Source organism: Hahnella aquatica (SeqCode), from assembly GCF_965194505.1.
Classification (GTDB): domain Bacteria; phylum Pseudomonadota; class Gammaproteobacteria; order Burkholderiales; family Burkholderiaceae_A; genus Hahnella; species Hahnella aquatica.
The window spans coordinates 780209-794403 of the sequence record NZ_OZ239144.1 but is presented as its reverse complement, the minus strand read 5'-3'; the positions used below and the strand labels follow the sequence as shown (position 1 = coordinate 794403).

The 14195-nt window shown below is 61.0% G+C and carries 17 protein-coding genes and 2 riboswitches; of the genes, 3 read left to right on the top strand and 14 right to left on the bottom strand.

Going from position 1 to position 14195, the window contains the following annotated elements:
- Positions 1-9: 9 nt before the first annotated feature.
- The 5 genes from AC8GDA_RS04160 to modA form a co-directional block, all read right to left on the bottom strand.
- The gene (locus tag AC8GDA_RS04160; protein WP_506557047.1) at positions 10-1974 is read right to left on the bottom strand and encodes a DNA topoisomerase IV subunit B; all 1965 of its coding nucleotides are present in this window, start codon (positions 1972-1974) and stop codon (positions 10-12) included.
- A 132-nt stretch (positions 1975-2106) separates the two neighbouring features.
- Positions 2107-2634 carry a ribonuclease E activity regulator RraA gene (rraA, locus tag AC8GDA_RS04155; RefSeq protein WP_506557046.1) on the bottom strand — a complete coding sequence of 176 codons (528 nt, stop codon included), beginning with the start codon at positions 2632-2634 and terminating at the stop codon, positions 2107-2109.
- Positions 2631-3722, bottom strand: a complete 1092-nt coding sequence (locus tag AC8GDA_RS04150) for an ABC transporter ATP-binding protein (RefSeq protein ID WP_506557045.1) — start codon at positions 3720-3722, stop codon at positions 2631-2633. The genes rraA and AC8GDA_RS04150 overlap by 4 nt, the downstream gene beginning before the upstream one ends.
- A complete protein-coding gene (gene modB, locus AC8GDA_RS04145; RefSeq protein ID WP_506557044.1) occupies positions 3715-4404 on the bottom strand; it encodes a molybdate ABC transporter permease subunit in 690 nt (229 codons plus the stop codon). The genes AC8GDA_RS04150 and modB overlap by 8 nt, the downstream gene beginning before the upstream one ends.
- The gene (gene modA / locus AC8GDA_RS04140; RefSeq protein ID WP_506557043.1) at positions 4404-5219 is read right to left on the bottom strand and encodes a molybdate ABC transporter substrate-binding protein; all 816 of its coding nucleotides are present in this window, start codon (positions 5217-5219) and stop codon (positions 4404-4406) included. Before modA ends, modB begins: the two co-directional genes overlap by 1 nt.
- A 76-nt stretch (positions 5220-5295) precedes the next feature.
- Here modA and AC8GDA_RS04135 point away from each other — a divergent pair, with 76 nt between their 5' ends.
- Positions 5296-5745, top strand: a complete 450-nt coding sequence (locus AC8GDA_RS04135) for a c-type cytochrome (RefSeq protein WP_506557042.1) — start codon at positions 5296-5298, stop codon at positions 5743-5745.
- On the opposite strand, the gene AC8GDA_RS04130 is transcribed toward AC8GDA_RS04135, so the two are convergent.
- Together AC8GDA_RS04130 and AC8GDA_RS04125 are read right to left on the bottom strand one after the other, a co-directional pair.
- Positions 5730-6413 carry a cytochrome b/b6 domain-containing protein gene (locus AC8GDA_RS04130; protein ID WP_506557041.1) on the bottom strand — a complete coding sequence of 228 codons (684 nt, stop codon included), beginning with the start codon at positions 6411-6413 and terminating at the stop codon, positions 5730-5732. The genes AC8GDA_RS04135 and AC8GDA_RS04130 overlap by 16 nt on opposite strands.
- A complete protein-coding gene (locus AC8GDA_RS04125; RefSeq protein WP_506557040.1) occupies positions 6403-6615 on the bottom strand; it encodes a hypothetical protein in 213 nt (70 codons plus the stop codon). Before AC8GDA_RS04125 ends, AC8GDA_RS04130 begins: the two co-directional genes overlap by 11 nt.
- Positions 6616-6703: 88 nt before the next feature.
- Between AC8GDA_RS04125 and AC8GDA_RS04120 the strand changes: the two genes are divergently transcribed.
- The gene (locus tag AC8GDA_RS04120; RefSeq protein ID WP_506557039.1) at positions 6704-7207 is read left to right on the top strand and encodes a copper chaperone PCu(A)C; all 504 of its coding nucleotides are present in this window, start codon (positions 6704-6706) and stop codon (positions 7205-7207) included.
- Here the strand turns inward: AC8GDA_RS04120 and AC8GDA_RS04115 are convergent.
- From AC8GDA_RS04115 to AC8GDA_RS04090, 6 genes are all read right to left on the bottom strand, one after another.
- Positions 7204-7638, bottom strand: a complete 435-nt coding sequence (locus AC8GDA_RS04115) for a YqaA family protein (protein WP_506557190.1) — start codon at positions 7636-7638, stop codon at positions 7204-7206. The genes AC8GDA_RS04120 and AC8GDA_RS04115 overlap by 4 nt on opposite strands.
- On the bottom strand, positions 7631-7828 hold the full coding sequence (locus AC8GDA_RS04110; protein WP_506557038.1) for a DUF1289 domain-containing protein: 198 nt from the start codon (positions 7826-7828) through the stop codon (positions 7631-7633). The genes AC8GDA_RS04115 and AC8GDA_RS04110 overlap by 8 nt, the downstream gene beginning before the upstream one ends.
- A 13-nt stretch (positions 7829-7841) precedes the next feature.
- Positions 7842-8846, bottom strand: a complete 1005-nt coding sequence (gene arsB, locus AC8GDA_RS04105; RefSeq protein WP_506557037.1) for an ACR3 family arsenite efflux transporter — start codon at positions 8844-8846, stop codon at positions 7842-7844.
- 3 nt (positions 8847-8849) lie between these two features.
- Positions 8850-9182 (bottom strand): ArsR/SmtB family transcription factor, encoded by a 333-nt coding sequence (locus tag AC8GDA_RS04100; RefSeq protein ID WP_506557036.1) that lies wholly within the window; start codon positions 9180-9182, stop codon positions 8850-8852.
- A gap of 1 nt (position 9183) precedes the next feature.
- The gene (locus AC8GDA_RS04095) at positions 9184-9684 is read right to left on the bottom strand and encodes an arsenate reductase ArsC (protein ID WP_506557035.1); all 501 of its coding nucleotides are present in this window, start codon (positions 9682-9684) and stop codon (positions 9184-9186) included.
- Between the two features lie 77 nt (positions 9685-9761).
- Positions 9762-10352, bottom strand: coding sequence for a DUF2238 domain-containing protein (locus AC8GDA_RS04090; RefSeq protein ID WP_506557034.1), 591 nt, complete (start codon positions 10350-10352; stop codon positions 9762-9764).
- A 138-nt stretch (positions 10353-10490) separates the two neighbouring features.
- Here AC8GDA_RS04090 and katG point away from each other — a divergent pair, with 138 nt between their 5' ends.
- Positions 10491-12659: a catalase/peroxidase HPI gene (katG, locus tag AC8GDA_RS04085; RefSeq protein WP_506557033.1), complete on the top strand. Its 2169-nt coding sequence runs from the start codon at positions 10491-10493 to the stop codon at positions 12657-12659.
- 4 nt (positions 12660-12663) lie between these two features.
- Here katG and AC8GDA_RS04080 read toward each other — a convergent pair whose 3' ends face one another.
- Entirely contained in the window at positions 12664-13926 is a 1263-nt protein-coding gene (locus AC8GDA_RS04080) for a D-amino acid dehydrogenase (RefSeq protein WP_506557032.1), read from the bottom strand.
- Positions 13927-13983: 57 nt separating this feature from the next.
- Positions 13984-14078, bottom strand: a riboswitch (glycine riboswitch).
- Positions 14079-14169: riboswitch (glycine riboswitch) on the bottom strand.
- Positions 14170-14195: the final 26 nt, after the last annotated feature.

Sequence of the window (14195 nt, the reverse complement as noted above, 5' to 3'; positions counted from 1 at the left end):
GCGAGCCCATCAGATGTCCACCTCCACTTCATGCCCCTTTTCTTCAAGCCAAGCCCGGCGCGCAGATGCCTCACCCCGGCCCATCAAGAGATTGAACCTGGCCATGGTGTCGTCTACCCCATGGAGCCCGAGGGCCACGGGCATGAGGCGACGCGTGTCTGGATTCAGCGTCGTTTCCCAGAGTTGCTCTGCACTCATCTCGCCCAGACCCTTGAAGCGAGAAATTCCCCAGGCTGTTTCTTTGAGTCCCTCCTGACGAAGCTTGTCGAGCACATGGGTGAGCTCACCCTCATCCAGGGCGTAAATTTTTCGGGCGGGTTTCTTCGCACGCGCCTCGACATCCACACGAAAAAGCGGTGGGCGGGCCACGAAGACATGTCCCCGGTCGATGAGCTGCGGAAAGTGCCGGAAGAAGAGTGTGAGCAGCAGCACCTGAATGTGTGAGCCATCGACATCGGCATCAGACAGGATGCAGACCTTGCCGTACCGCAGGCCGGTGAAGTCGACGGTGTCGTGGGGCCCGTGTGGGTCCACGCCCAGCGCCACCGCAATGTCATGCACCTCGGCATTTGCAAAGAGCCGGTCACGCTCCGCCTCCCATGTGTTGAGCACCTTACCCCGCAGGGGCAAAATGGCCTGCGATTCTTTGTCTCGGCCCATTTTGGCCGAGCCGCCCGCCGAATCACCTTCGACCAGGAAGATCTCGTTGCGGGCCAGATCGGTGGACTCGCAGTCGGTGAGCTTGCCCGGCAATACCGCCACACCAGAGCTCTTTCGCTTCTCAACCTTTTGGGCCGAGCGCTGCCGCGATTGGGCCGCTCGGATGGCCAGGTCTGCAATCTTCTTGCCCGACTCCACATCCCGGTGAAGCCAAATCTCCAAGGGGCCGCGCACCTGTGAGGCCATGAGCCGCAGTGCGTCCCGACTGGTGAGCTTCTCCTTCGTCTGGCCCTGAAACTGGGGGTCTAACACCTTGGCAGACAGCACAAAGCTGGCCCGAGAAAAGACATCTTCCGGGAGCAACTTCACGCCCTTGGGCAGCAGACCGTGCTGCTCGACAAAGCCCTTGACCGCCTGAAACAAGCCCTCTCGTAGCCCAGCCTCGTGGGTGCCGCCCGCCGATGTGGGAATCAGGTTCACAAACGACTCCCGAACCACCGGGCCCTCGGCCGTGTAGGCCAAGACCCACTGGCCACCCTCACCCTCGGCGAAGGTGTCGTCGCCCGGGCCCACATGGCCCTCCTGGGCCCACAAGGGCACCACGAGATCCTGGGCCTCCAGTGACTCCATGAGGTAAGCACCCAGCCCACCGTCGTAGCGCCACTCTTGGCGTTGTCCAGACTTCTCTTGAACCAGCACCGTGGTGACCCCTGGCAGAAGAACAGCCCGGGCCTTGAGGCTTCGAGCGAGTTCTGCGAGCGGAATGTTGCGATCGTCGAAATACTTGGGGTCGGGCCAGACCTGAACGCGCGTGCCAGTGGCCCCCTTGGCCGGCCCCACCTTGCGAAGCGGAGAGACCCGCTCACCGCCCTGAAACTCGATCTCCCACTGGGCATCATCGCGCCAGACCGAGACCTGAAGCCGGGTGGAGAGCGCATTGGTCACAGAGACGCCCACACCGTGCAGTCCGCCGGAGAAGGCGTAGGCGCCGCCCGCCCCCTTGTCGAACTTTCCGCCCGCATGCAGACGGGTGTAGACAATCTCTACAACCGGAATTTTCTCCTCCGGGTGGGGCCCCACCGGGATGCCGCGGCCGTCGTCGGCCACGCTGATGCTGCTGTCGAGGTGTTGGGTCACCAAAATGGTGCGCGCATGTCCGGCCAAGGCCTCATCTGCAGCGTTGTCGATGACCTCTTGCACGATGTGCAATGGGTTCTCGGTTCGGGTGTACATGCCGGGCCGCTGCCGCACGGGCTCGAGCCCTTTGAGAACCCGTATGGATGATTCGTCGTACTGCTGTTTGCCTGTTGCCATGTTTAAAAAAAAGTTATCCCCAGGGGGTGTGGACAAGGGTCAGTGCAATGACACTTTCGTTGCAATTCATTGGGCTTGCGCTGGTGTGATCAAAAACTGACCATGCGGCTTCCCGCGACTTGACAAGCCAATTCAGAGTGGTTTGTCGCAGATCAAAATGCCATCTGGATCTGCAAAACACCACTCCCCAGGCCGCACCAGCACGCCGGCCATGTCGATGACGACATCTCGCAGCCCCTGGTCCTGCTTGTGACTCTTGCGGGGGTGTGTGGCAATCGCCCAAACCCCAACACCCGCGTCGATGAGTTCGCCAACGTCTCGGACACAGCCATTCACGACGATGCCCGCCCAACGATTCCGCTCGGCCGTGAGCGCCAGGTTGCCCCCCACGAGGGCGCAGCGGTCGCTTCCCCCACCGTCGATCATGAGCACGCGGCCCTCACCCGGTGTTTCCAGGGCGGCCCGAACCAGGCCGTTGTCTTCAAAGCACTTGAGGGTGACCACGCGGCCGGCCATCTGCTCGGCGCCACCGTAGTTTTGAAAGACAGGTGGCAGGACGCGCAGGGCGCCTGAGTCGAGAAGGCCCTCATGGGCGTCGCAGAGGTCGGTGCTGGTTTTCTGGGCAGCCGGTTTGGGGCGGCGGTCGTTTGGACGATTCATTTATTTAGTATGCCCTCAAAGATGTGGATGTCCTCAGAACGAAGCAGCACCTCGGTTTGACGCCCGGGTTCCAGGCGCAGCTCTTCGCAGAGCCGGGCTGTGAGCCTCAACCGTAGGGGTGCGGAGAGGCCCTCCACCAGGCCTGTGAGTAGCACCTCTTGGCCCAGCGGGACCATGCTCACCACCCGCAGCCCGATGCGGTTTGGCGCATCGGGCAGGGCCTGCTTGAACATCGCGCGCAGGCGCACGCCGTTGGACGGAATCATCCAACGCACGGGGCCGTCTGCAGGCTGTCCGTGGGATGGCGGCCGGCCGACCTCCAGGGCATGGCTCCCCACATAGAGTCGGCCCGCTCGCCAGACCCCATCAAAGATATTCTGCTGGCCCAGCATGGCTGCAGCCCGCTCATCGGATGGCCTCGCCAGGAGTGCCTGGGGCTCGCCTGTCTGCAGGATCTCACCGTCGGCCATGAGGCTCATCTGCTGGGACAACATGGTGGCCTCCTGCAGATCGTGGGTGACCAGCACAATTGGAATCTGCAGCCGCTCGCGAAGCTCGACAAGCTCTGCATAGAGAGATTCGCGAGTTACACGATCCACCGATGCAAAGGGCTCATCGAGCAGCAAGGCGCCTGGGGATCGGGCCAGCGCGCGGGCCAGGGCGACCCGCTGTCGCTGGCCCCCAGAGAGCGCTGACGGCCGCCGGGCATCCAACCCGGAGAGGCCCACGCGCTCGAGCCACTGCAGCGCCTGATGGGCCCGACGCTCGGCCGGCACATCCATGAGTCCCGCCATGACGTTGCCCAAGGCCGTGAGGTGCGGAAAGAGGCCGTGGAACTGCGACACATAACCAATGCGTCGAACCTGCGGTGGCAGGTGAATGGACCGGCTGGCGTCGAACCAGACACGATCACCCAGAGACATCTGGCCGGCCTGCGGCCGCAGAAGACCGGCCAGCAGCCTCAGCAGGGTGGACTTCCCACAGCCCGAGGGCCCCACCACTGCATGGATGCCTCCTGCCACACAGGAGAACGCGGCGCGAATGGGAACCGGTCGGGCGGACTGAATGTCGAGCGTGAGGTCAGCCACGGTTGCCACCGGGAAGCAGCCTGCCCAGTCGGCTCCAACGGCCCAACTGACCCAAAAGCCCCAGGGCGGCCAACGAGACAAGCAAGAGCATCAGGGCCATATGGCCTGCCGCCTCAAACTCGAATGCCTGAACCTGATCGTAGATGGCGATGGAGAGGGTCTTGGTTTCTCCAGGGATGCTGCCGCCCACCATGAGAATGACCCCGAACTCCCCGAGCGTGTGCGCAAAGACCAGCACCACCGCCATGAGCATGCCCGGCCAGGCCAGCGGCAACTCGACAAGCCAGAGCTTCTGAAAGAACCCCAGGCCGCAGCAATCGGCTGCGTCTCGACACTCTGGATCGATGGCCTCGAAGGCCCGTTGGATCGGCTGGACCGCAAATGGAATGTTCACCAGCACCGAGGCAATGAGCAGCCCACTGAAGTGAAACACCAGCCCGGATTCAAAGGTTCTCTCATACCAGGCGCCCAGCGGTGACTGGCCACTGAGCCCCACCAACAGGTAATAACCAATGACCGTGGGCGGCAGGACCAATGGAAGGTTCAGTGCAGCCTCGAGCCAGACCTTGCCTGCAAAATCTCGATAGGCCAAGACCCTCCCCAGGCCGATGGCCAGCGGAATGAGCACCAGGACCGTGGCTGCGGCCAGCTCGAGCGACAACCAGAGCGCCTGCATGTCCATCAGCCCAGCCCCTCGGGCGAGCCGAATCCAAAACGCGAGAAAACCTCTCGCGCCTGCACAGTTTGCAGATACTGGAAGAAGCGCTCAGCTGCTGGGCTCGCACGCGGTGTGAGCGCCATGCGCTGGATCAATGGCGAGTGGAAGGCCCCAGACACCGCCACAGCCCGACCACGGGCTGCAAAACCCGGCACCCGGGCATGCGACTCTGAAATGAGCCCACCATCAGTCGATCCTGACAACGCAAACTGCGCAGCCTGCGCGACGTTCTCACCCAAGACCAGCCGCCCCTTGAGCGGCGCCCACAGGCGCAGATGCTCCAGCACCTCGCGCGCACGACGGCCATAGGGCGCATGCTCGGGGTTGGCGATGGCAAAGCGCCGAATCAGACCCGCCGAGACAGCGGCACGAAGGCCATTTAAATTCGAATCGAGTTGAATGCGCGAGGACCGCGGAACCGCGAGCGCCAGGTGCCCAACGGCGTAGACCACGCCAACATCGCGCACCAAGGCCTGGGCGGCAAGGCCGCGAATGTAAGCCTCGTCGGCCGACATAAAGAGCTCAAAGGGCGCGCCCTGCCGAAGCTGGGTGGTGAGCAATCCAGATGCGCCAAAGACGAGGCGCAGTGGCTGACCCGTTTGTTGGGTGAAGGAATCGGCCAGGGTCTCGAGAACAAACTTGAGGTCGGAGGCGGCTGCAATGATCGGCGCTTCCTCTCCTGAGGACTGGGCCAAGGCCGCAGGCGCCGCCATGAGCAGCCCGGCCGACCAACCAGCTTTGAGGACCCGACGGCGCCCGTCCAATGCGTAAGCAGACATGGCCTCAAACTATAGACAAGTTCTGTCATGCGCACTCGCTACACTCAAGTTTTTACCACCTCAAAAAGGACAAGCCATGAAAAACATCTCCCTTGCGCTCGCCATGGCCGGACTCCTGGCGGCACCGCTCGCGTCACAGGCCGTGACCTTCAAAAAGGCTGAGGACGCCATCAAGTACCGCCAGAGCACCTTCTCGGTCATGGCTGCTCATTTCTCAGACATTGGCGCCATGGTCAAAGGCGACAAGGCCTTCGACGCCAAGGCAGCCCAGGCCAATGCGGATGTCGTGCTGATGCTGTCTGCACTGCCGTGGGCAGGCCTTGGCCCGGGCACCGAGGGCGGGAAGGCCAAGCCAGTCATTTGGAAGGAAATGGAGAAGGTAAATGCCGGCGCCCAAGACCTCCAAAAGGCCGCGGCCGACCTGAAAACCGCCACAGCCTCTGGCCAGCTCGAGAACGTGAAGAGGGCTTTTGCTGCAACTCAAAAGACCTGCAAGGCCTGTCACGACGCCTACAAAGACAAATAGGCGTTCGCGATCAGCACCAGAGCGAGGGCCACCAGATAGGTGAGGAGCCCTCGCCAGCGAAAGGCTGCATCATCTCGAGCAGCACTGACAGGCGAGAACTCGCCAGCCGTCAGTTCCTTGTCGCCATGGATCATCGGCGGCAACAGCGACTCCTTTTTTAGCGCGCGATACGCAACAATGGCCAGCACATGCAGGGCCACAAGGCCATAGAGGAGCGGCTCGGTCGCGGTGTGGACCCAACCCAGGCGACCCACCCACTCGCCTGACAAATGGGCCACCAATGGCCCATCGAAGAAGATGTCGTCGGAGGTGCCCAGGCCGGTCAAGGCCTGCAGTGAGAAAAGCCCCAGCAAGGCCAGCACCGACCAAGCCCCCAGGGGGTTGTGGCCCAGGGAAGGCCATGGCGAGCGCAGGTAGCGCAGGGTGGTGAGGGGCGACACCAAGAAGGAGCGAAACCGCGCGGGCTCAGAGCCCCAGAACCCCCAGAAAAGTCGGAAGAGCAGCAGCGAGAGCGCAAAAAGCCCAAGCCAACCATGGATCTCCATCTCACCGAGCTTCACGCTCAGCACGCTGCCCAAGACCGATGATGCCAACAGCCAATGGAATACACGAAGCGGGAGATCCCAGACGCGAACAGACATGCCCGAGTCGTGCACGCTATTTGGCAATACCTCCTCCCCCGATATTACGCGGCGGCAACGCTGAGCGGCCCTCGCGTAGGTCGGAGGTACATTCGAGGTTGAACTTCGAGTCGATGTTCTCGCGGGCTGCGACCATGGCCTCCTTGCAGGAGCGCTCCGTTGGGTAGCGGTCGAGCACCTGGAGGTTGGTGGTGGTGCCAAACCAGACGATGAGTAGCCATTCCTTCATGCGCTTGAGTCTACAATCTCCACGGCTTCTGAGACAAAGGAAATTTCAAATGGTTTTCGTAAAGAAGAGAACGGCCCTGACAGCCCTGATGGCTTTGTTTTTCTCACCCCTGCTGGCCATGGGCCAGCCTGCCTTGGCCCATGAATTCAAGGTGGGGAGTATCGAGATCGAGCACCCCCATGCAACCCCCACCCGAGACGGACAGCCCAATGGGTCGATTTATTTTCACGCCATCGAGAACAAGGGCAGCCAGGACGACATGCTGGTCTCGGCCACCACCAAACGGGCCAAGCGCATGGAAGTTCACGAGATGTCGATGAGCAACAACATGATGACGATGCGCGAGATTCCCGGCATCCCGCTGCCAGCCAAGACAGAGGTGCCCCTCATGCGCGGCAACCCAAAGGGGTATCACCTGATGCTCATGGGACTTGATAGGCCCCTGTCCACCGGCGAGACCTTTGATGTGGTCTTGCGCTTCAAGCAGGCCGGTGAGGTGGCCATCAAGGTGGAGGTTCACGCCGCCAAGAATGCCAAAGACCATGACCAGCATCACGGCCATGGACATGGCAAGAAGCACTCAGGGCATTAAGCCGCCTGTATCAGGGCCACCAGCACGAGATATCGGCCCACTTTGGCGACCGTCACCAGGGCAAGAAAGACCCAGATCGACTCCCGGAGCACACCAGCCACAACCGTGATGGGGTCCCCAATGATGGGGACCCAACTGAGCAGCAGCGACCAACGGCCGTGTCGTTTGTAGTGTCCTTCGGCGCGTGCCAATGCTGCTGGCGAGGCCGGAAACCATGGTTTGTCGCGAAAGGTGACAAGCCCGCGGCCCAGCAGCCAGTTGACGACAGACCCCAAGACATTGCCCACGGAGGCCACGAGCACCAGTGCCCAGATGGGCTGCTCACCGGCCAGCACCAGCGCAGCCAGAACCGCCTCAGACTGAGCGGGCAGCACGGTGGCCGCCACGAGCGCAGACAGAAACAGACCGCTGTAGGCGATCAAATCAGCCAGCGCGCTCTTTGTATGTGGTGAAACGAAGGGCCGTGCCCTCGGCCTCGATGCGACGCCAGACCTCGTCCTTCTGGTCCTGGTTCATGAAAACCCAGTTGCTCACCTCCTCAAAGGTGCGGCCACAGCCTCGGCAGAGGTCGTCGCCTTGGGCGGTGGAACAAATTGCAATGCAAGGGGAATCGGGACGCATGGCCCCGATTATTTCAGGTGCGCCATCGATTGACCAGATAAACCAGCGAGAGCATGACGGGAACCTCGACCAGCACCCCCACCACTGTGGCCAGGGCGGCCGCAGACTGCATGCCAAAGAGCGAGATGGCCACGGCCACGGCCAGCTCAAAGAAGTTAGAGGTGCCGATCAGGCAGGCCGGCCCAGCAATTGAGTGAGAAAGCTTCATGGCCCGGGCCAGTCCCCATGACAAAAAGAAGATGCCGTAGGTCTGCAGGATGAGCGGAATGGCAATGAGCAGCATCAGCATGGGCTGCTCCACGATGGTGCCCGCCTGCAGTCCAAAGAGAATGACCACGGTGGCGATCAGGCCAATGATCGAGAACGGCTTGACCTTCGCGAGAAAGAGTTCCACCGCAATGCCACTCTGTTTGCGCAAAGCCCTGCGCGTCAGCACCCCGGCCAGAAGTGGCGCGGCCACATACAGCAGGGTTGCCAACACCAGCGTCTCCCAAGGCACCTCGATGTCGGTCACACCCAGCAGGAATGCCGCCAGAGGCGCAAAGGCAAAGATCAGAATGACATCGTTGATGGAGACCTGGATGACGGTGTAGGCCGCATGGCCACGCACCAACTGGCTCCAGACAAAAACCATGGCGGTGCAGGGCGCCACGCCCAGCAGAATCATTCCAGCAATGACTTCCTCTGCTGTTTGAGGGTCGACCAGGTCGGCCCAGACGTACTGAAAAAAGAGGACGCCAATGGCCGCCATGCTCGCAGGCTTGATGAGCCAATTGACCACCAGGGTGAGGGCCAGGCCGCGCGGCTGTCGGCCAGCATCCTGAATAGACGCCCAGTCGACCTGCACCATCATGGGGTAGATCATGGCCCAGATCAGCACGGCCACGACCAGGTTCACCTGGGCAATGGTTTGATCAGCCACCCATTCAAAAGCGCCGGGCAGCCAAAGGCCCAGCAGCATGCCCAGCAGCATGCCAAGGCCCACCCACACACTCAGCCATCGCTCAAAGAGGCCCAAGCCTCAGGGCTCCTTGCGGCAGACAGTCACAGGCGTCGAGAGCACACAAGGCGAGCCATCGCAACAATTTTCAGACAAGAACCCAATAAGGGCATTCATGAACTCGAAGGCAGGCGAGTAGATGAGGTGCCGGCCATCTCGCTTCGCATGGATGAGGCCCGCATGACTCAGTTCCTTGAGATGGAAGGACAGCGTGGCCGCGGGAATGCCAAGGAGCTCCACCAGTTCAGAGGGCGTCACGCCCTGGCCGGCCCGCTGAACAATCAGCCGAAACACATTGAGCCGAAGCTCATGGCCGAGCGCATTGAAGGCTGCGGTGGCGTCTTGATTTTGCATCTCAGCGAGTTTGCCCGATTTCGGCCAGTGACTTTTGCAGGGCCAGGCGATCGAGCTTGTCGATGGGCAGCGACAGCAGCAGTTCAATGCGCCGGCGCAGAACGGTCGCAGCCTCGAGGTATTTCTGCTCAACCGTCTTGTTCTCGCCCAGCTTCACAGTGGGCTCTTCCACACCCCAATGGGCCGTGAGTGGCTGACCCGGCCAGACGGGGCAGACCTCTCCTGCGGCTTTGTCGCACACGGTGAACACGAAGTCGAGCGAGGGGGCGTTGGGGCCAGCAAACTCGCTCCAGTCTTTGCTGCGAAGGCCCTCGGTGGGATGGCCATTTTCTCGAAGAATCTTGATGGCGTTGGGGCTGACCTCTCCCTTGGGATGACTGCCCGCGGAATAAGCCCTGAACTGATGGTTGCGCATGCCATTGAGAATGGCCTCCGCAAGAATGGAACGCGATGAATTGCTGGTGCAAACAAACAGCACATTAAAGATGCGCTGGTCGCTCATGAGGCTCTCCCGTCGTTTTTTTGAGGAGGTTTTATTCTATGATTCGAATATTATGGAATTATTACGGGCCTGTGAGGTCAACGAAGCTGACGGTCCTGCAGCCTTGAGAAGACCAAGAGCCCGATGATTGCGCCCACCCAGGCCATGAGCATGTCGGACTGCGCATCCCAGACATCGCCCTGCACCCCGAGGAAATCAATCGCACCATCGCCCCAGCCCACTGCGACCCACCATTCGAGCAACTCATAGACGGCACTCACCCCTAGGGCCACGCAGACACAAAGGAAAGACAGCATGCCCCCGCGTGCGATATCGCGGCGACGCAGCAGCACCTCCCGGGCCAGCAAGGCTGGCACCAGCCCCTGGAAAAAATGCCCCAGCTTGTCGTATGGATTGCGGGACCAGCCCATCCACTCGGAAAACTCCCACCCGATGGGCACCCGTGCATAGGTGTAATGACCACCCACAATGAGGATGAGGCCGTGCACGAGGATGAGCCCGTAGAGCATCGGCGTGAGCGGAAACCGTTTGGCCGTGGCCCAGAGCAAGGGCCAAGCCAGAAAGACCGGCGCAAGCTCCATGGCCCAGATCTGCCAGTTGTATGGGTGCACCGCAGAGAGCCCCACAGCGACAGCCCAAACGATCGTGAGAAGACGAAAATGCCACATGACACTCACCATACCCGTCTAACTGCACGCCATGATTGGATTAAGGTCTCTTCAATGAGCGCCATTGATTTTTAGTATTAGATTTTGCTTTTTTTATAGTCATACTCTATAGAGTCACAACCCCCATAGGAGAACACCATGAACACACGCGACCCGAATCTGGGCCAGTGCCCTGTCATGCACGGTGGAAACACCTCCGGCACGGTCACGAACATGGAGTGGTGGCCCACCACCCTCAACCTGGACATCCTGCACCAGCAAGACACCAAGACCAACCCGCTCAAGGGCTTCAACTACCGCCAGGAAGTGAAGAAACTGGACGTGGCGGCAGTGAAGAAAGACCTCACCGCACTCATGACCGACAGCCAAGAGTGGTGGCCTGCCGACTGGGGTCATTACGGCGGCCTCATGGTTCGCCTGGCCTGGCACGCAGCCGGCACCTACCGGATCGCTGACGGCCGTGGCGGCGCAGGCACTGGTGCCCAACGCTTCGCCCCCCTGAACTCCTGGCCCGACAACGGCAACCTGGACAAAGGCCGTCGTCTGCTGTGGCCCATCAAGAAGAAATACGGCAACAAGCTCTCCTGGGCCGACCTCTTCATCCTCGCTGGAAATGTGGCCTACGAGTCCACCGGCCTGAAGACCTACGGCTTTAGCTTTGGCCGCGAGGACATTTGGCACCCCGAGAAGGACATCTACTGGGGTTCCGAAAAGGAGTGGCTCGCCTCCGAGCGCTACGACGGTGCTGGTGAAGTCCGTGAGTCGTTGGACAACCCGCTTGCAGCCGTTCAAATGGGTCTGATCTACGTGAACCCTGAGGGCGTGATGGGCAAGCCCGACCCACAGCGCACTGCACACGACGTGCGCCTGACCTTTGCCCGCATGGCCATGAACGACGAAGAGACTGTTGCACTGACGGCCGGTGGCCACACCATTGGAAAAGCCCACGGCAATGGCAGTGCAGCCAACCTGGGCCCCAACCCCGAAGGCGAGGACCTGGAGGCCCAGGGCTTTGGCTGGCTGAACAAGAAGGGCCGTGGCGTTGGCCGAAATACTGTGACCAGCGGCATCGAAGGTGCATGGACGACCCACCCCACCAAGTGGGACAACGGCTACTTCCACCTGTTGCTGAACTACGAGTGGCAGCTCACCAAGAGCCCGGCCGGCGCCAACCAGTGGGAGCCCATCAACATTAAGCCGGAAGACATGCCGGTGGATGTGGAGGATCCCTCCATCAAGGTCAAGCCCATGATGACCGACGCCGACATGGCCATGAAGGTCGACCCTGAGTACCGCAAGATCTCTGAGAAGTTCTACAAAGATCCTGCCTACTTCTCAGATGTCTTTGCGCGCGCCTGGTTCAAGCTGACCCACCGCGACATGGGACCGAAGACCCGTTACATCGGGCCTGAAGTTCCGAAAGAAGACCTCGTCTGGCAAGACCCAATCCCTGCCGGCAGCACGAAGTACGACGTCAATGCTGTGAAGGCCAAGATTGCCGCCAGCGGCCTGTCAATTGCTGACATGGTTGCCACCGCCTGGGATAGCGCCCGCACCTTCCGTGGCTCCGACTTCCGTGGCGGCGCCAACGGTGCCCGCATTCGCCTGGCCCCCCAGAAGGACTGGGAAGGCAACGAGCCCGCCCGTCTGTCCAAGGTACTGGCCAAGCTTGAAGTCATTGCCAGAGAGACCGGCGCCAGCGTGGCCGATGTAATTGTTCTGGCCGGCAACGTGGGCATTGAGCAGGCCGCAAAGGCTGGTGGTTTCAACATCACCGTTCCCTTCGCACCGGGTCGTGGTGACGCCAGCCAAGCGCACACGGATGTCGAGTCGTTTGCGGTGCTCGAGCCCCTGGCCGACGGCTTCCGCAACTGGCAAAAGAAGAGCTATGTGGTCAAGCCCGAGGAAATGCTGCTCGACCGTGCACAGCTCATGGGCCTCTCCGCCCACGAGATGACTGTGCTGATCGGTGGCATGCGCGTGCTGGGCACCAACCACGGCGGCACCAAGCATGGCGTGTTCACGAGCCGTGTGGGCGTGTTGAGCAATGACTTCTTCGTCACGCTCACCGACATGTCTTACAGCTGGAAGCCCACGGGCAAGAACAGCTACGAGATCGTGGAGCGCAAGAGCGGTCAGGCCAAGTTCACGGCCACGCGCGCAGACCTGGTGTTCGGATCGAACTCCATCCTGCGCTCATACGCTGAGCTCTATGCCCAGGACGACAACAAAGAAAAATTTGTGCAAGACTTTGTTGCAGCCTGGGTCAAGGTGATGAATGCAGATCGGTACGACCTGAACGGCTGATCTATCAAGCATCTGCTGTAAAAGACAATCGCCCCGGGCTTGCTCGGGGCGATTTTTTTTCAATCACGCCCGCGAGCATCTCGGCGGTTCCCGCGGAGAGCGTCCATCCCAGATGGCCATGGCCCGTGTTGTAAAACACATTGGGCTTCGTGCCCGGCCCAACCCGGGGCATCATGTTGGGCAGCATGGGGCGCAACCCCGCCCATGGCACCACCGACCGGGTGTTAACCCCCGGGAAGCAGTCATGAACCCAGTCGATCAGGGGACGGATGCGATCGGCACGGATATCCTTGTTCAGCCCATTGAACTCCGCAGTGCCTGCCACCCGGAACCGGCTCAGGCCGAGTCGGCTTGTGACAAGCTTGGTCTCATCATCCAGCAAGCTCACGCTGGGTGCGGCCTGCTGACTGGCGGGGTCGTCTAGGTTGACGGTGATCGAGTAGCCCTTGACCGGATACACATTGAGGCGGTCCCCAAGCTGCGCGGCAAGACTTCGGCTCCCCACGCCCGCACAGACCACGATGTTGTCAAAGGACTGTGTTTCAGTTTGCTCACCGTGGCGCATGGTCACCACTGCACGCTGACCGTCTGATGCAACCTGCAGAACTTCTCGGTCGTACAAGACGGTGACACCGCGCCGCGCCGCTGCCAAAGCCAGGCCGTGCGTGAACTTGTGAATGTCTCCCGTGGCGTCACTCTCAGTGAAGTGGCCGCCGTAGTAGCTGCCATTGAGGGTGGGCTCGATGGCCTTCATCTCCGATGGCGTCACCGCCCGACGGGGCAGGCCGCCCTTCGCAAGCAGGGCCGACACCCGTCCCGCATGCTCAAAGCCCGCCTTGTCTCGGTAAATGTGAAGAATGCCCTCTGTCTTGAGGTCGAAGTCAATGGCCTCGTCCCGCGCCCAGCCAAACAAGTGCTCACGTGCGGCGATGGCCATCTTGGCTGTGGCAATGGTGTTGCGCTCGTAGCTCGGGATGGCGGCCATGAACTCGGCAAACCAAGAGAACTTGTGCCAACTGGGTACGGGATTCACCAGCAGCGGTGCATCTCTCTTGAAGAGCCACTTCATGCCCTTCCAGACGGTGGCCCAGCTGTTCCAGACCTCGGCATTCGAGGCGGACAATTGACCACCATTTGCAAAGGACGTTTCCATGGCCGCGTAGCGATTGCGCTCAAGCAATGTGACATGGTGCCCATGCCTGGCCAATGCATAGGCCGTGGTGACACCCGTGATGCCACCGCCAACAACGACAAATGACTTTCTCATTTGAAGGTCTCCAAAACGTCGAGGGTCGTGGTCGATTCGCAACATGCGATTCGAACGCCCCCTCTGTTTTGGACCTGAGAGATTCACGGGCTGTTGGCCCGCTTGCTCCTGCGGTGCTCTGGCGGACGCGCGCCAAAGGCTCTTCAGAGTGATGGTGGGTACCGGTCCTTTTGCCTGAGAGTTTCCGGGGCGGTTGCTCCTTCGGCGTCACGGGGTTGCGGTGATCTCTCCCGATACCTGCACAAAGTGTAGGGAGTTACTCGACTGTG